The 15,297-nt window shown below is 65.3% G+C and carries 14 protein-coding genes and 1 tRNA gene; 10 read left to right on the top strand and 5 right to left on the bottom strand.

Going from position 1 to position 15,297, the window contains the following annotated elements; all coding sequences use genetic code 11:
* Positions 1 to 5 precede the first annotated feature (5 nt).
* Complete coding sequence (locus tag M8231_RS09555) at positions 6 to 584, top strand: acyloxyacyl hydrolase (RefSeq protein ID WP_250201339.1); 579 nt, start codon at positions 6 to 8, stop codon at positions 582 to 584.
* 1,097 nt (positions 585 to 1,681) lie between these two features.
* Here the strand turns inward: M8231_RS09555 and M8231_RS09550 are convergent.
* Entirely contained in the window at positions 1,682 to 2,584 is a 903-nt protein-coding gene (locus tag M8231_RS09550; RefSeq protein WP_250201338.1) for a CoA transferase, read from the bottom strand.
* A gap of 96 nt (positions 2,585 to 2,680) precedes the next feature.
* Between M8231_RS09550 and M8231_RS09545 the strand changes: the two genes are divergently transcribed.
* From M8231_RS09545 to M8231_RS09535, 3 genes are all read left to right on the top strand, one after another.
* Positions 2,681 to 3,871: an acyl-CoA dehydrogenase family protein gene (locus M8231_RS09545; protein ID WP_250201337.1), complete on the top strand. Its 1,191-nt coding sequence runs from the start codon at positions 2,681 to 2,683 to the stop codon at positions 3,869 to 3,871.
* A gap of 116 nt (positions 3,872 to 3,987) precedes the next feature.
* Positions 3,988 to 4,578 (top strand): TetR/AcrR family transcriptional regulator, encoded by a 591-nt coding sequence (locus M8231_RS09540; RefSeq protein ID WP_250201336.1) that lies wholly within the window; start codon positions 3,988 to 3,990, stop codon positions 4,576 to 4,578.
* Positions 4,579 to 4,695: 117 nt separating this feature from the next.
* Complete coding sequence (locus M8231_RS09535) at positions 4,696 to 5,571, top strand: alpha/beta fold hydrolase (protein ID WP_250201335.1); 876 nt, start codon at positions 4,696 to 4,698, stop codon at positions 5,569 to 5,571.
* Between the two features lie 251 nt (positions 5,572 to 5,822).
* Here the strand turns inward: M8231_RS09535 and M8231_RS09530 are convergent.
* Positions 5,823 to 7,012, bottom strand: a protein-coding gene (locus tag M8231_RS09530) for an IS3 family transposase (RefSeq protein ID WP_250201334.1) whose coding sequence is annotated in 2 segments (ribosomal slippage) — positions 5,823 to 6,760 and positions 6,760 to 7,012 — 1,191 coding nt in all. Because the reading frame shifts where the segments join, the coding sequence is not laid out codon by codon here.
* A gap of 415 nt (positions 7,013 to 7,427) precedes the next feature.
* A tRNA-Lys gene (locus M8231_RS09520) sits at positions 7,428 to 7,503 on the bottom strand.
* A gap of 181 nt (positions 7,504 to 7,684) precedes the next feature.
* Here M8231_RS09520 and M8231_RS09515 point away from each other — a divergent pair.
* Entirely contained in the window at positions 7,685 to 8,038 is a 354-nt protein-coding gene (locus M8231_RS09515) for an Hpt domain-containing protein (protein ID WP_249750133.1), read from the top strand.
* Here the strand turns inward: M8231_RS09515 and M8231_RS09510 are convergent.
* Together M8231_RS09510 and M8231_RS09505 are read right to left on the bottom strand one after the other, a co-directional pair.
* Positions 8,035 to 8,367 carry a chorismate mutase gene (locus M8231_RS09510; RefSeq protein ID WP_249750134.1) on the bottom strand — a complete coding sequence of 111 codons (333 nt, stop codon included), beginning with the start codon at positions 8,365 to 8,367 and terminating at the stop codon, positions 8,035 to 8,037. The two genes, M8231_RS09515 and M8231_RS09510, sit on opposite strands and share 4 nt — an antisense overlap.
* 38 nt (positions 8,368 to 8,405) lie before the next feature.
* Positions 8,406 to 9,221: a ferredoxin--NADP reductase gene (locus M8231_RS09505; RefSeq protein ID WP_250201333.1), complete on the bottom strand. Its 816-nt coding sequence runs from the start codon at positions 9,219 to 9,221 to the stop codon at positions 8,406 to 8,408.
* Between the two features lie 106 nt (positions 9,222 to 9,327).
* Between M8231_RS09505 and M8231_RS09500 the strand changes: the two genes are divergently transcribed.
* The 5 genes from M8231_RS09500 to M8231_RS09480 all read left to right on the top strand — a co-directional run bounded on the left by M8231_RS09500 (position 9,328) and on the right by M8231_RS09480 (position 15,261).
* Complete coding sequence (locus M8231_RS09500; RefSeq protein WP_250201332.1) at positions 9,328 to 11,592, top strand: S9 family peptidase; 2,265 nt, start codon at positions 9,328 to 9,330, stop codon at positions 11,590 to 11,592.
* Positions 11,526 to 13,016, top strand: coding sequence for an amidase (locus tag M8231_RS09495; protein WP_249750136.1), 1,491 nt, complete (start codon positions 11,526 to 11,528; stop codon positions 13,014 to 13,016). Before M8231_RS09500 ends, M8231_RS09495 begins: the two co-directional genes overlap by 67 nt.
* 72 nt (positions 13,017 to 13,088) lie before the next feature.
* On the top strand, positions 13,089 to 13,379 hold the full coding sequence (locus tag M8231_RS09490) for a SemiSWEET family sugar transporter (RefSeq protein WP_249750137.1): 291 nt from the start codon (positions 13,089 to 13,091) through the stop codon (positions 13,377 to 13,379).
* Between the two features lie 259 nt (positions 13,380 to 13,638).
* Positions 13,639 to 13,944, top strand: a complete 306-nt coding sequence (locus M8231_RS09485; protein ID WP_154726859.1) for an SCP2 sterol-binding domain-containing protein — start codon at positions 13,639 to 13,641, stop codon at positions 13,942 to 13,944.
* A 105-nt stretch (positions 13,945 to 14,049) separates the two neighbouring features.
* The gene (locus M8231_RS09480) at positions 14,050 to 15,261 is read left to right on the top strand and encodes an acyl-CoA dehydrogenase family protein (protein ID WP_249750138.1); all 1,212 of its coding nucleotides are present in this window, start codon (positions 14,050 to 14,052) and stop codon (positions 15,259 to 15,261) included.
* Positions 15,262 to 15,297 lie beyond the last annotated feature (36 nt).

The following is a 15,297-nucleotide window of genomic DNA, read 5'->3' as shown; positions in this document are numbered from 1 at the left end:
ATTCGATGCCCTCTAGTAAAAATCTCCGTCCGCTGATCTCAGCGGCGGCCATCGGCCTGTCTTTTCCGTCCCTTGCCGGCGTCGCCAATGCCCAAGATGACGGTCGGCAGATCCGCGTCGCCGTCATGCAGCACGACGTCCTCCATCTAGGCGCGGGCGATCGCGAAAGCGGCCTCAACCTCGAAGTGGCGCTGTTGAGCCGGCCCATCGCGGCCCTTGCGACCGTCGGCCGTCCAAGGGTCTATGTGAGCGGCTCGGTGAACAGCGACGGCGACACGAATTTCGCGGCGGTCGGCCTGGCGTGGCGTCGCGACCTGTCCGAGCGGTTCAGCGGCGAGATCGAGTTCGGTTATGCGTTGCATGACGGGGTCGTGGACACGATCAATCCTGTCGAGGCGCAATCACGGCTTCTGCTGGGCTCACGGGATCTCTTCCGATCCGCCCTCAGCCTTGATTGGAAGGCCTCGGAAGACACGAGGATCGGTCTCCAGTGGGTCCATCTTTCGCACGGACAAATCCTGGGCGACGGGCGCAACCAGGGTATCGATACCGCAGGTCTGGTCATGACGTACCGATTTCCTTAGAGCGCGATCCCGGTCGGCTCGGCCCCCAAAGGAAAGAACCCCAGCCTGCTCAAGCCTCGGATGATCGTGCAGCAAGGCAGCGGCCGAAGAGTGCTGTCCCAAAGCGTGGCGCAATCCGGCGACTTTATAATGCAAGTCGCAGCGCCGGGCTCTGAACTTCCTGGCCTTCCTAGTCGGACGTTCTGGTAGCGACGATGCTAACCGGCCACATCGATTGAACAACGACCGTCGTGCCGAGCAACTGACGGCCTTCTTCAAGATTCCGGCCGCAGCGAACATGGCTTAAGTGTCTGGAGCCCTCTGCTCGTCTGTCATCGCCGGGAAGGACCGGCACGGTCATTGACAGTGCCGGCTTGGAAGGAAGGATGTCCACTTGCGAACGTGCTGAAAACGTCGCTGGTACCAAAGCGTTCCATTATTCGCTAGGCTTCGACCGTATATTACGAGCCTGGGCGCCTGATGGCCTCCACATCCCCACTAGTTCACGCCGGATCGTCACTCAGATGACCGAGCTGTAGGCGAAATCGGATTTGATCGCCGCGATAGTCGTCAAGCCGGTGTGCAGCCGCGGGTCCTGTAGCTAGGGAAGAGCGACCGAGAGCGGGTCAATCACAGACAGGCGCGACGCCCAAGCGAACCATCCCGCGGCTGACGGCTTCAGGGCAGGTCAGAGCGACAGGACCGGAGCCTAGCACTGTCCCCTACGGGCGTGGATCTCGTCGACAAACTCATCAACGCCGGAAGGCGGACGTGGGAAGGTTTTGGTATCCGTGCGTTTGAAGCCATTATGCTTTCGCACAGCTGGCCAAGCCGAGGTCGTCGCGCGACACATCGCGTCTCTCCATTCCGACCAGCCTGCTGGACCCAGGGCGCGTCCACGACGTCGACGGGCGAGTGATGGATGGCCGGACCTCGGGAGGCCGCGAGGCGATGTGGTCCAACATCGCAGAGCGCGATGGGACGGCAAGGGGACTGTTGAACGCCTTTGCCGAAACGGGCCTCAGTGCTGTAATGCTCGATCGTTTCTGTGGTGAGTTTGTGCGGGCCGCCCGTCATTTTCGAGCCGGCCTCATACTCTTATGCCCGTCAATCCCGAGCTAGGAAGTCTCTTCAGAACCGAACACTGTGCTGATCGGCAGGTCGTTGATTTTGGCTATCTCATCGACTTCGGACACCGACAGATCTGATAAAAATCCTTCCGGATCCCCCGCGGTGATCTCCATCAAGCGAGCGGCGAATTTGGGCTCGATCGCTGCAACCGCCGCCCAGCCATTTTTCAATGGGTGGATTCCGTAGCCCGGAAACGCACCCGATAAGGCTCCCCCGCTCCGGGTCAGGCCATAGCCGACCGGCGCTGCGCACGCGAGTGCGGCCTGCTTCAGGCCGACGGTGCGATGGCGACCCTGCGATCCACGTTCCCGACCGAGCAGCAGCGCCAACCCAGCTCGCGCCGCTTCCGCTGCCCCCCCGAGATCAGCGATAAGGGTAAGAGGCATCGACGGGGGAGCGACCAGGCCTGCGTCCATCTGGTAGGTCAGATCATGACCCGGCACTTCCGGCGCCCGGGTGTCGCCCACAATCTCGACCCAGCAAAGCCGGCTGTTGATCTCCATCAGCGACGGCGCTGTAATTCCCAGGCGCGACAGGGCAGAGGGTCTCTGGCTGGTGATGAGCAGGTCTGACTGCGCCAGTATGGTGCGGAGCGAGGCCATTTGTGACGGTTCACGCAAATCCAGGGCGTAGACCTCGACTCCCCTATGCAGATCTTCGTACCAGGGAGGGCATGCAAGGTGAAGCAGATCGCCCGAAGGCGGTTCTATCTTCGTCGCAGTCACGCCGTCCGCGACGAGCATCGACAACGCGACCGGCCCGGGCAGATTCTGCGCCAGGGAGATGACGTTGAATCCTGCCAATGGGCGATGCCTGTCATAGGTCGAAGCCGGATTCATCGGGCTGGACTCCAAATCGTTATCGAAACCGCTGCGGTCGAAGACCGTCATCTCACCTTGACAGGCTGATCATGCCAGACAACATACTGTACGTCCAACATGTAACTTTTCCCAGGCACGTGACGCTTGGTATGCGGAGCGATGACGATGTCCAAGGACGCTAGGCCGATCTTCATGGCTCCGCCGGAGACCAGTCCCCTGCTCAATCGCACCGTCTTCGGGTCGGAACACGACGACTACCGCCGGGGCGTGCGAAACTTTTTCGAGGCTGAGGTCTACCCGCACTGGGAAGCCTGGGAGGCTCAGGGGCATGTCGACCGAGACCTATGGAACAAGGCGGGTGCGGCCGGGATGCTGTGTGTGACGATGCCTGAGGCCTTCGGAGGGCTCGGCGCGGACCGCCTCTTCGCGACTATAGTTATGGAGGAGCAGGCGCGCGTGGGCGCCAGCGGGCCAGGCTTTTCGCTCCACTCCGAAATCGTCGCGCCGTACCTTAAGCACTATGGCAGCCAGGCCCAAAAGGAGAGGTATCTGCCCAGAATGGCGTCTGGAGAGCTCATCGGCGCGATTGCCATGACCGAACCCGGAACGGGATCGGACCTCCAAAATATTCGGACCCGAGCCCGCGACGCCGGCGACCACTACGTCCTCAATGGATCAAAGATCTTCATCACCAACGGATTTCTCGCTGACCTCGTGATCGTCGTCGCCAAGACCGGAGAAACCGGCAAGGGGAGCGCGGACACCAGTTTGATGCTCGTGGAAGCGGGTACGCCTGGGTTCACCAAGGGAAAACCGCTCAAAAAGATGGGTATGCGAGCCCAGGACACGGCTGAACTTTTCTTCGAGGATGTCCGGGTTCCCAAGGAGAACCTGCTGGGCAGCGAAGGCGCCGGCTTCCTGATGCTGATGCAGCAACTCGCCTGGGAGCGCCTGATGATCGCAATCCAGGCGCAGGCGAGCGCAGAAGCCGCCTTCGACATCGCTCGCGACTATGTGAAGTCCCGTACCGCCTTTGGGCGTCCGGTCGCCGCCTTCCAGACCATGCGCCACCGAATGGCGGACATGCAGACCGAACTCGGCGTCGGCCGCACCTTCGTAGACGAATGTCTTAAGGCGGAGATCGCCGGTACCCTGACGCCGATGGCGGCTGCGGCGGCCAAGATGTGGGTGTCAGAGATGTGCAGCCGCGTCATAGACCAGTGTGTTCAGATGCATGGCGGTTACGGGTTCATGTGGGAGTATCCTGTGTCGCGGGCGTTCGTCGACAACCGCGCCCACCAGATCTACGGGGGCACCAATGACATCATGCGAGAGCTGATCTCCCGGGCACTCTAGTCTGGCCCGTGACCTTTGGTTCCTTGTGCAATCCAGCCGAAACGTGAGAGGCCATGACACATCTCGCACATGACGGTCGACCTAACCCCCGAACCCAGACCGAGCGATCCGCCGCGATGAAACGGCGGCTGATCGAGGCGACGCTCGAGACGCTTCACGAGCATGGCTATGGCGAACTAACGATCGGCCGGGTCGTGGCCGTGGCAGGGGTCTCACGCGGGGCTCCCTTGCATCACTTCACATCGAAAGCCGCCCTGGTCGAGGCTGCGACGGCGTCTCTCGTCGCTGACGTGTCCCAGAAGATGCTCGAGATCTGGAAGCGAGTTCAGAGAGACCCTGATCCGATCAGGCAGTTTTCACTGGCGCTCTGGAAAGACATCTTCCTCGCGCGCGAAGGCGTTGTTTTGGCGGAACTCAGCCACGCCAGCCGCAGGGCTCCGGAACTCGCGGAAATCCTCACCCGTCTTTGGACAGGCTTCTATCGGATGGTGCAGGATTTTCATCCCGCTGATTCCGCCGGGTTTGGCGGCCCCGCCGGTGAGTTGTCTGTCGGTCGGACATTCATGTTGAGCCAATGGTTGATGCGAGGCATGCACGCTGACGTTCATTTGGGAGCGTCGAAAGCGTTGTTCGAAGCCTATTTGAACCAGTGGGTGGACGCCTTGGAACCCAAGGTTTCCCCCGTAAGGGATGGGCCAGGCGCGTGATCGAAACCGGCGATTTGAGGGGGTGTTGCAGAGTTCCGCCGGTTTCCAACGCCTGGGCTGATCCTGCGGCCGGTTCAGAAACGAAGCGAAACTCCGAACCAAAGATTGGACTTCCGAATGAAAGAACGGGCCAGAGCAGCGTTCAGGACCACCGACGGTCTAGATTTGGCGGCCGACCGCTATGGTCGGCCCGGACGCGGATCGATCCTGATGGCGCACGGCGGGGGCCAGACCCGACATTCCTGGGCCAAGACGGCGACGGTGCTTGCGGATCGAGGTTGGCAAGTGGTGGCGCTCGATCTTCGCGGCCACGGCGACAGTGATTGGTCGACGACGGGCAGCTACGCGATCGAGCGGTTCGCGGCCGACCTTGTGGAGGTTGCGAAGACGATGGGTGACCGTCCGGCCTTGATCGGGGCGTCGCTGGGCGGTCTCGCCGGACTGTACGCGGAGGCGGAACTCGCGCCTGGAAGTTTCAACTCGATCACATTGGTGGATATCGTTCCCGGCATGGACCTGGACGGAGCCGCCAGGGTGATCGAGTTCATGAGCGCCAATGTAACGGAAGGTTTCGGAAGTCTTGACGAAGCGGCCGACATTATTGCTGCCTATCTGCCCCACCGCCCGAGACCTTCAGATCAATCCGGGTTGGCGAAGAACCTCAGGAAGGGCGCCGACGGCCGATACCGCTGGCATTGGGATCCCGGCGTCGTCGCCGGTATGCAGAGCGGGAAGTCCTTGCATGACGCGGAGGCATTCCGGGCTCGGATGCCTGGGTTGAAGCTGCCGGTCCATCTTATCCGCGGTCGCCTGAGTGAGCTGGTAACCCTCGAAGCAGCGGAATCCTTCGTCGACCAGCTTCCGAACGCACAATTCACGGATGTCGCCGGCGCTTCACACATGGTGGCGGGCGATCGTAACGATGCCTTTCTCAGCGCTGTGGTCGAATTTCTTGAGCGAATCGACCCTCGGCTATCAGACATAAAAGCTTGAAATCATGTGGGCTTCGCAGTCCTGACGCCTCTCTATCCAAAATCATGGCCCGCAGTGAGGCTTTGATGACCGGGGAGGCACCTCTGTGGTCCCTGGCCGCGTCAAATGTATACGGTGGAGCCGCACGGCCTGCTGCGCTCATCGGGACTCTAAATTTTTAGCGCAGGGGTATGTTTCGCATTGCTGATGCGTTCCTCTCCACCGCACAGCGCCAAACGAACTCTAGTTCGGAGTGACGTGACCCCCGTTTCTCATCCAGCCATAACGAGAGTCCTAGGTTGATCTGAGCTGTGATCGGCTGGGTTGGCAAGAGGCCGGTCAGCGCAGCCTCCAACCAGCGCAGCAGGCCGGCCGATGTGTCCGGTGAGCGCTTCTGCATAAGCCTGCGGCGTCAGCCACCCGAGCTTCGAGTGCGGACGCTGCTCGTTGTAATCGCGTCGCCACGCCTCCAGCACGGCGCGAGCGTGCGGCAGCGAGCGGAACAGCGTCTCGTTCAGCAGCTCGTCACGCAGCCGCCCGTTGAAGCTTTCGTTGAAGCCGTTCTGCTGGGGCTTGCCCGGCGCGATGTAGTGCCAGCCGACGCCGGTGTCGTCGGCCCAGGCCAGGACCGCGTTCGAGGTGTACTCCGTGCCGTTGTCGCTGACGATGGTGTCGGGCCGCCCTCGCTGCCGGATGACGGCGTCCAACTCCCGCACGACCCGCGCGCCCGACAGCGAGGTGTCGGCCACCAGCGCCAGGCACTCGCGCGTGCAGTTATCGATCACCGTCAGGATGCGGAAGCGCCGCCCGTCCGTCATCTGGTCTGCGACGAAGTCCAGCGACCAGCGCTGGTTGGGCGCCAGCGGCAGGTCCAGCGGTCGCCGCGGGCCCATCGCTCGCTTCCGGCCGCCGCGCCGGCGCACCGTCAGTTGCTCCTCGCGATAGATCCGCTGGACCCGCTTCCTGTTGACCGCATGGCCCTCGCGCCGCAGCAGCACGTGCAGGCGACGATAGCCGAACCGTCGACGGTCCTGGGCCAGGGCCTTCAGCCGGTCGCGCAGAGCGCCGTCGTCCGGGCGCGTCGCCTGATAGCGCACGCTCGTCCGATCGACGCCCAGCACACGGCACGCCCGCCTTTCGCTCATCTCGTAGGCGGCCTGCAGATGGCCAGCCGCCTCGCGATAGCCGGCGGGCGTCACCACTTTTTTCCCAGCAGGTCCTTCAGGGCCACGTTGTCCAGCATCGCGTCCGCCAGCATCCGCTTCAGCCGGGCGTTCTCATCCTCGAGCGCCTTGAGCCGCCGAGCCTCCGACACGTTGAGCCCGCCAAACTTGGCCTTCCATTTGTAAAAGGTCGCCGAGCTGACCCCGTGGCGTCGGCACACCTCCGCCGTCGCTACACCGGCCTCCTGCTCCCACAGGATCCCGATGATCTGCTCTTCCGTGAACCTCGATCGCTTCATTCTGTCCGTCCTTCGTTGGGCGGACTCTAGCTATTCCTGGAGGAGTTTCAGGGGGTCACGTCACCGTACGTGCGGTGTTTCTCTAGGGTTCGCCCTGAGAGGCCCAGAAAGTGGCCTGCTTCGGGCGTCCTCAGATAGCGAGAGCGTGCGGGTGAGTCAGTTGAGTTTGCCATGTGCGCAGCCACCAGAGGTCTCCGATTCGGAAGCGAGGGGCGTAAGTTTGAGCGGCTGTGTCATCTCCGACCATCCGCGAGTTTACGGTCGGAACCATGCCGGGGTCGCGACGGCTAGATTATCGGACAACACCAACCGCAATCCACCGTCCTAACTACCGTCCTAATCGCCGTCCTAAAGGATGGCCCGACGATAGAGCTCGGTCGAAATGGCTAAATATTCAATGAAATCAAGGGGACGATGGTGGGTGATGTAGGGTTCGAACCTACGACCCGCTGATTAAGAGTCAGCTGCTCTACCAACTGAGCTAATCACCCGACCGGTCGTCTTGGCTTCGTCAGGGCGCGAGCGCCCTTGGCGAAGGGCGCTCCTACTACCCAGCCCGTTCGGCCTTGGCAAGCGCTTTCGCAAACTTTCTTCGCCGGTCTATGGTCGCACCCGAGACGCGACGTGACGGAAGGCGCAGGCGATGATTCACGAACAAGCGGGGGCTGTCTGATGGCGCGTCGGGACCTGTCCGGCGCGGTCGATTTCGCCGTGCTGGAAACGATGACGGGCGGCGATGCGGCGGTGTCCGAAGAGGTGCTGGGCCTGTTCGTCGAGCAGGCGGGGCTGTGGTCCGCCATGCTGGATCCGAAAGGCGAGGGCTGGCGCGACGCGGTGCACACGATCCGCGGCGCGGCGGCGGGTGTCGGCGCGGGCGAACTGGCGCGGGTCTGCGCCCAGGCGGAAGCCGCCGAGCAGGCCCTGGCCGCTCCCGCGCTGGATCGCGTCAGGACCGCTCTGGACGCCGCCCTGGCCGACGTGGCGGCCTATCGACATGAACTGATGCTGGCGGGCCTGAGGCGCTAGGACCGCGTCCGGTCGTAGGTGGCGAATTCGTGGGCGATGCAGCGGTCGATCAGCAGGCGCCAGACCGGCTCGGCGATGTCGGGCGACAGGTCGTGAGCCTGGGCCGAGGCCAGCACCTTGGCCACCACGTCGTCGATGCGGGCCTGGTCGAAGACGGCGTCGCGATCCGGCTTGATGCGGGCGGCGGCGTCCATGTAGCGCTGGCGTTCGGCGATCAGGGCGACCAGGGCGCGATCCAGGGCGTCGACGCCCTGACGGACCTCGGCCATCGTCTGGCATTCGGCGGGATCGACCCGGGGATCGACGGCGACAAGGGCAGGGTGATGCATGGCCCGGCTTTCGCCGGAATGGCCGGATTTTTCAACCCTTAGCCGACGAAGGCGCGCTCCAGCACATAGTCGGCGGGTTCGGCGTTGGAGCCTTCCTTAAGCCCATAGGTCTCCAGCAGTTCGCCAGCTTCCTTGATCATCGCCATCGAACCGCACAGCATGGCGCGGTCCCTGGCCGGGTCGAAGCCCTCGGGCAGGCCCAGGTCGCGGAAGAAGTCGCCGGACTTGATGCGGTCGGTGATCCGGCCGGGGGTCTGGAACTCCTCGCGCGTGACGGTGGGGTAGTAGGTCAGTTGCGCCCGCGCCTCGTCGCCGACCAGCGGGTCGTCGTGGATCTCGCCGCCGAAGAAGTCGCGATAGGCCAGGTCGGCGACGTTGCGCACGGTGTGGATCACATAGACGTGGCCGAAGCGGGAATAGGTCTCTGGGTCGCGCGCCACGCTGAGCCAGGGCGCCAGGCCCGTGCCGGTGCCGATCAGGAACAGCCGCTCGCCGCCCGTCAGGGCGTCCAGCACCAGGGTGCCGGTCGGCTTCTTGCCCATCAGCACCGTGTCGCCGGGCTGGATCTTCTGCAGGCGGGACGTCAGCGGGCCGTCCTGGACCTTGATGGAGAAGAACTCCAACTCCTCGGCCCAGCAGGGGCTGGCGATGGAATAGGCGCGCAGCACGGGCTTGCCCCCGTCCTCGCCCGGCAGGCCGATCATCACGAACTCGCCCGAGCGGAAGCGGAAGTCCTCGGGCCTGCGGATGCCGAAGCTGAACAGGCTGTCGGTCCAGTGGCGAACCCACAGCACTTCCAGGTCATGGAAGGGGCTGGCCTTCACGGGGGCGGGGGAGAGGGCGGCGTCGGTCATCGCGCGCTATCTAATGTGAGAACCCTTCGCAGGGAAGGAAAAGCCGGGCCGGGCACGACGAGATTTCCTCGTGACGGCTGTAAGCCCGGCCGCTAGCTTGCCGGCCATGCGCCATCTCCTGCTCGCCTCGACCATCCTTCTTTCGGCCGGTTCGGCCCATGCCCAGACGCAAGGAGGAGCAAGCGCCGATCCTTCGATCCTGACGCCCGAACGCGTCTTCTCCAGCCCCGGGCTGAACGGCCCTGTGGCGCGGGGCGTCAGCCTGTCGCCGGACGGACAACTGGTCGCCTTCCTACGCCCGCGCGAGGACGACAACGACGTCCAGGACCTGTGGGCCGCGCCGGTCGGGCCGGGCGAGCCCTACAAGCTGATCGATTCCCGCGCCCTGGTCCCCGACGCCGGGGAGCTGTCCGAGGCCGAGAAGGCGCGGCGCGAGCGGATGCGGGTCAGCGCGCGCGGCGTGGTGGAATATTCCTGGGACAAGCAGGGCCGCTATATCCTGGCGCCGCTGGAAGGCGACATCTTCCTGGCGACGCGCGCGGACGGCTCGGTGCGGCGCCTGACCGAGACCGAGGCCGACGAGATCGACGCCAAGGTCTCGCCGCTGGGCAACTTCGTCTCCTATGTCCGCGACCAGGACCTGGTCGTCTATGACCTGGCCGACGGCCGGGAGACGCCGGTCACGACCGACGGCGACGGCCTGGTCACGTGGGCCACGGCCGAGTTCATCGCCCAGGAGGAAATGGACCGCGACACCGGCTATTGGTGGAGCCCGGACGAACGCTACATCGCCCTGACGCGCGTGGACGAAAGCCCCGTGGACGTGGTGCCGCGCTTCGAGATCAGCGGGGACGGCGCGACGGTGGTGCAGCAGCGCTATCCCCGCGCCGGCCGGCCCAACGCCCTGGTCGAACTGTATGTGCAGGACCGGCAGAGCGGCCAGCGCGTGAAGGTCGATCTGGGCGCAAACACCGACATCTATCTGGCGCGGGTCGACTGGGCCGGCGATGGAAAGACGCTGTACGTCCAGCGCCACTCGCGCGATCAGAAGACGCTGGACTTGCTGAGCGTGGACCCGGCGACGGGCGCTTCGCGCGTGATCCTGAGCCAGAAGGCCGACGCCTGGGTCGACCTGAACAACGACTTCCGCGTGCTGAAGGACGGCCGCTTCCTGTGGTCGAACGAGGATTCCGGCTGGCGGCACCTGTATCTGTACGACCGCGACGGACGCCTGGTGCGGCCCGTGACGCGCGGCGATTATCCGGTGAAGCACCTGGACGGGGTGGACGAGACGACCGGCGACGTCTTCTTCACCGCCTCCATGCGCGACGGCGAGGAACTGCCGATCGAGCAGCAGATGTTCCGCGCCAGCCTGAACAGCACGGTCGAGCCGGTGGCGGTGACGCCGGCGGGCGGCTGGTGGAACGTGTCGGTCAACGGACCGGCGACCGCCTATGTCGGCAACTATTCCGATCCGAAGACGCCGCCGCAGTCGGCGCTGTACAGCATCGACGGCCAGCGCATCCGCTGGATCGAGGAGAACCGGCTGGACGCCGCCCATCCGTTCAGCCCCTATGTCTCGCATCTGCCGACGCCCGAATACGGCACGCTGCAAAGCCACGGCGAGACGCTGGTGTGGCGCATGACCACGCCGCCCGGCTTCGATCCGTCGAAGAAGTATCCGGTAGTGATGCAGGTCTATGGCGGGCCCGGCACCGGGGCGGGCGTTCAGAAGAGCTGGCAACCGCTGACCAACCAGCTGCTGACCGACGCCGGCTATGTCGTCTTCCGCCTGGACAACCGGGGCGAAGGCGACCGGTCGCAGCGGTTCGAGACCAGCATCTATCGCCGGCTGGGCCTGGCGGCGGTCGAGGACCAGACCCTGGCCGCCCAGTGGCTGAAGCAGCAGCCCTATGTCGATCCCGACCGGATCGCGGTCATGGGCTGGAGCTTCGGCGGCTTTCTGAGCCTGTTGACCCTGACCCAGCCCGAGGCGGGCCTGGCCGCCGCCCTGGCCGGCGCCGCGCCGACCGAGTGGAGCCTGTACGACACCCATTACACCGAGCGGTACATGTCGACGCCGCAGGACAATCCGGAAGGCTATGCCGAGACGGACATCCTGCCGCGCCTGGACGACCTCACGGGCCGCCTGATGATCCTGCACGGCATGGCCGACGACAACGTCATCTTCGCTAACGCCACGCGCGTCATCGACGCGCTTCAGGCCAAGAGCGTTCCGTTCGAGATGATGCTCTATCCCGGCCAGCGGCACGGCGTCCGTGGCGATCCCAGGCAGCTGCAGCAATGGCGAACCTATCTCGACTTCCTGGACCGCACGATCGGGCCGCGCTCGGTTTCCAAAACCGACTGATCGCGGTCGCGGCCGCGCTGGCCCTGTCGGGCTGCGCGGCCGGGCAGGCCGCTTATCCCGCCCCCGCGGCGGTGGTGGAAGCCGGGCGCGCGGCCGACACCGCGCACGCCGTCATCCGCTGGAACGACGCGCTTTCGGCGCCGATGCGCGGCCCGCTGGCGGGCATGCCGATCCTGCTGAAGGACAATATCGAGACGGCGGACATGCCGACCACCGCAGGATCGCTGGCGCTCGCCAACAATGCGCCGGGTCGCGACGCGCCGCTGGTCGCGCGTCTGCGGGCCGCCGGCGCCGCCATCGTCGGCAAGACCAATCTGTCGGAATGGGCCAACATCCGCGCGTCGGACTCGATCAGCGGTTGGAGCGCGGTCGGCGGGCAGACGCTGAACCCCTATGACCCCGCGCGGACACCCTGCGGCTCGTCCTCCGGCAGCGGGGCGGCGGTGGCGCTGGGGCTGGTTCCGGTCGCCATCGGGACCGAGACGGACGGCTCGATCACCTGCCCGGCCTCCGTCAACGGCGTGGTGGGCTTCAAGCCGACGGTCGGACTGGTGTCGCGCACCCGCATCGTGCCGATCAGCCATTCGCAGGACACCGCCGGACCGATGGCCGTGACCGTGCGCGACGCCGCGCGGGTGCTGACCGCGATCGCAGGGTCCGACCCGGCCGATCCGGCGACGGCCGAGGCCGACGCACGCAAGGTCGACTACGCCGCCGCCCTGGATGCCGGGGCGCTGCACGGCGCGCGCATCGGGGTGATGCGGTTCCTGAAGGGCTATTCGCCCGAGACCCAGGCCGTGTTCGAGCAGAACCTTCAGGTCCTGCGCGACGCGGGCGCCGTCCTGGTCGATCTGCCCGAGGGCCCGGACGGCAGGACCTTGGGCGCGGCCGAGATCAAGGTGCTGCTTCATGAGCTGAAGCACGATCTGAACGCCTACCTGGCCTCGACCGACCCGACGCAGGTGGAGACGCGCACCCTGGCCGACGTCATCGCCTTCAACGCCGCCGAGCCGCGCGAGACGGCCTTGTTCGGGCAGGACCTGTTCGAGCGGGCGCAGGCCACGGCGGGTCTGGAGGATCCGGAATATATCGAGGCGCGCGCCACGTCCCTGCGCCTGGCGGGGCCCGAAGGCATCGACCGCCTGATGCGCGAGCACCGCCTGGTCGCCCTGATCGCGCCGACGACCTCGCGCGCCTGGACCAACGATCCCGAGGACGACGATGACATGGAGGGATCGGCCAGCCGAATGGCCGCCGTCGCCGGCTATCCGCACCTGACCGTGCCGATGGGATTCGACCGGGGCATGCCGGTGGGCCTGAGCTTCATCGGCAAGAAATGGGACGACGCCCGCATCCTGTCGCTGGGCTACGCCTTCGAGCGGGCGACCCAGGCGCGCCGCCCGCCAGGTGCGGTTCCGCACTGAGGAACCGGCGAGGCCGGCGCGGGCTTGAGGTGTGGGCGGGCCGCTGGGGCGCCGCCGCCGCGGGGAGGCCCCATGAGCGACGTCATAGCCAACATCTTCGGCTCGGCGGCCGCCGTCTGTTCGGTGACCAGCTTCGCGCCCCAGGCGATCAAGATCTGGAAGGAGCGCGACGCCTCCTCGGTCAGTCTGAAGACCTATTCGCTGACCGTCACCTGCTTCGCCCTGTGGGTCGTCTACGGCGTGATGACCCAGGCCTGGCCGGTGACGGCGGCCAACAGTTGCGCCCTGGTGATGGCGGCCTGTGTGCTGGCGATGAAGTGGCGCTTCCGCGACGGCGACCCGGAAGCGAAAGAGGGGACGTGACGAATTGATGCGGATCAAGGCGTCGGACCCGTCCGGCGTCCAACATGCGGTCAAAGGAGAGACCCCATGCCCGAATCCGCCATTCCCGTCGTCATCCTGGTCGTCGCCGCCTTCGCCGTCTTCATGGGCGCCCTGGGCGGGGGGAGCATCTGGTCCAACGCCGGGCCCAAGTGACGCCAGCTTTACCCGACGTGATCTTGGCGCCCTGGCCGATGCGGGTTACGCCGTCCCTTCAACCGTTCTCAAGGGAGACGCCCCCATGCCTGATCTCGCTCAAGTCACTGAACACATCCGCGGCGCCGTCGGCGACAACTCCGGCCTTGGCAAGACCGTGAAGCTCGACCTCGGCGACGAGGGCAAGATCTTCATCGACGGCGCGTCGGTGCCGAACACCGTCACCAATGAGGACAAGCCCGCCGACGCCACGGTGTCGATGAAGTGGGATGACTTCATGGCTCTGTCGGAAGGCAAGCTGGATCCGATGATGGCCTTCATGCAGGGCAAGCTGAAGATCGCCGGCGACATGATGATCGCCCAGAAGCTGGCTCCGTTGCTGAAGCGCTGATGACGCGCTGAACGTCACCACCTTGACGGCGCGGTCCCTGAGGGGATCGCGCCGTTTTCGTTTCAGCGTCCGACAGAGGCGCAATCGGGACAAGAGGACACGACCATGGATTTCCAACCTTCTGACCGCGCCCGCGAATGGCAGGACCGCGTTCGCCGCTTCCTGGACGAGCAGGTCATTCCTCGCGAAGCCGACTATTTCGCCCAGGTGCGCGAGGACGCCGGGCGCCAGCCGCCGGTCATGGAGGAGATGAAGGCCAGGGCGCGCGAGGCGGGCCTGTGGAACATGTTCCTGCCCGGCGACCACGGCGCGGGCCTGACCAATCTGGAATACGCGCCGCTGGCCGAACTGATGGGCCGTCATCTGTGGTCGGCCGAGGTGTTCAACTGCAACGCGCCGGACACCGGCAACATGGAGGTGCTGCACCTCTACGGAAACGCCGAGCAGCAGGCGCGCTGGCTGAAGCCGTTGATGGCCGGAGAAATCCGCTCGGCCTTTCTGATGACCGAGCCCGAGGTCGCCTCGTCAGACGCCACCAACATCCAGACCCGGATCGAGCGCGACGGCGACCACTATGTCATCAACGGCCGCAAGTGGTGGTCGACCAACATGGGCCATCCGAACGTCGCCATGACCATCGTGATGGGCAAGACCGACCCCGACGCCGCCACCCACGCCCAGCAGTCGCAGATCATCGTGCCGGTCGACACGCCCGGCTTCCGCGTCGAGCGAATGCTGTCGGTGTTCGGCTATGACGAAAAGCCGATCGGCCACGCCGAGGTGGTGCTGGAGAACGTCCGCGTGCCCGTCGAGAACCTGATCGCCGGCGAGGGCCGCGGCTTCGAGATCGCGCAAGGGCGCCTGGGGCCGGGTCGCATCCACCACTGCATGCGCGTGATCGGCGCGGCCGAACGCGCGCTGGAACTGATGGTCGAAAGGCTGCTGAACCGCACCGCCTTTAGGAAGCAGCTGGCCGAGCATTCGGTGTGGGAACAGCGCGTCGCCGACGCCCGCACCAATATCGAGATGTGCCGCCTGCTGGTGCTGAAGGCGGCGTGGATGATGGACGTGGCCGGGGCGAAGAACGCCCGCTCCGAGATCGCCCAGATCAAGGTGGCGGCGCCGAAGATGGCGCTGCAGGTCATCGACGACGCCATCCAGGCCTTCGGCGGGGCGGGGGTGTCAGGCGACACGCCTCTGGCCGAACTTTACGCCGGGGTTCGCACCCTGCGGATCGCCGATGGTCCCGACGAGGTCCACAACCGCACAATCGCGCGCCTGGAATACGCCAAACATGGAGGCAAATCCGCGCGTTGACTAAGCTGATCGGGCCGCCCCTCGCCCGTGCGAGGG

The organism is Brevundimonas albigilva (assembly GCF_023573565.1).
Lineage (GTDB): Bacteria > Pseudomonadota > Alphaproteobacteria > Caulobacterales > Caulobacteraceae > Brevundimonas > Brevundimonas albigilva.
This window is presented reverse-complemented; position numbering and strand designations above follow the sequence as displayed.

Coding starts and splice junctions, on each gene's coding strand:
- M8231_RS09555 (WP_250201339.1), top strand. CDS start 6: ATGCCCTCTAGTAAAAATCTCCGTCCGCTGATCTCAGCGGCGGCCATC.
- M8231_RS09550 (WP_250201338.1), bottom strand. CDS start 2,584: ATGACGGTCTTCGACCGCAGCGGTTTCGATAACGATTTGGAGTCCAGC.
- M8231_RS09545 (WP_250201337.1), top strand. CDS start 2,681: ATGTCCAAGGACGCTAGGCCGATCTTCATGGCTCCGCCGGAGACCAGT.
- M8231_RS09540 (WP_250201336.1), top strand. CDS start 3,988: ATGAAACGGCGGCTGATCGAGGCGACGCTCGAGACGCTTCACGAGCAT.
- M8231_RS09535 (WP_250201335.1), top strand. CDS start 4,696: ATGAAAGAACGGGCCAGAGCAGCGTTCAGGACCACCGACGGTCTAGAT.
- M8231_RS09515 (WP_249750133.1), top strand. CDS start 7,685: ATGGCGCGTCGGGACCTGTCCGGCGCGGTCGATTTCGCCGTGCTGGAA.
- M8231_RS09510 (WP_249750134.1), bottom strand. CDS start 8,367: ATGCATCACCCTGCCCTTGTCGCCGTCGATCCCCGGGTCGATCCCGCC.
- M8231_RS09505 (WP_250201333.1), bottom strand. CDS start 9,221: ATGACCGACGCCGCCCTCTCCCCCGCCCCCGTGAAGGCCAGCCCCTTC.
- M8231_RS09500 (WP_250201332.1), top strand. CDS start 9,328: ATGCGCCATCTCCTGCTCGCCTCGACCATCCTTCTTTCGGCCGGTTCG.
- M8231_RS09495 (WP_249750136.1), top strand. CDS start 11,526: ATGGCGAACCTATCTCGACTTCCTGGACCGCACGATCGGGCCGCGCTC.
- M8231_RS09490 (WP_249750137.1), top strand. CDS start 13,089: ATGAGCGACGTCATAGCCAACATCTTCGGCTCGGCGGCCGCCGTCTGT.
- M8231_RS09485 (WP_154726859.1), top strand. CDS start 13,639: ATGCCTGATCTCGCTCAAGTCACTGAACACATCCGCGGCGCCGTCGGC.
- M8231_RS09480 (WP_249750138.1), top strand. CDS start 14,050: ATGGATTTCCAACCTTCTGACCGCGCCCGCGAATGGCAGGACCGCGTT.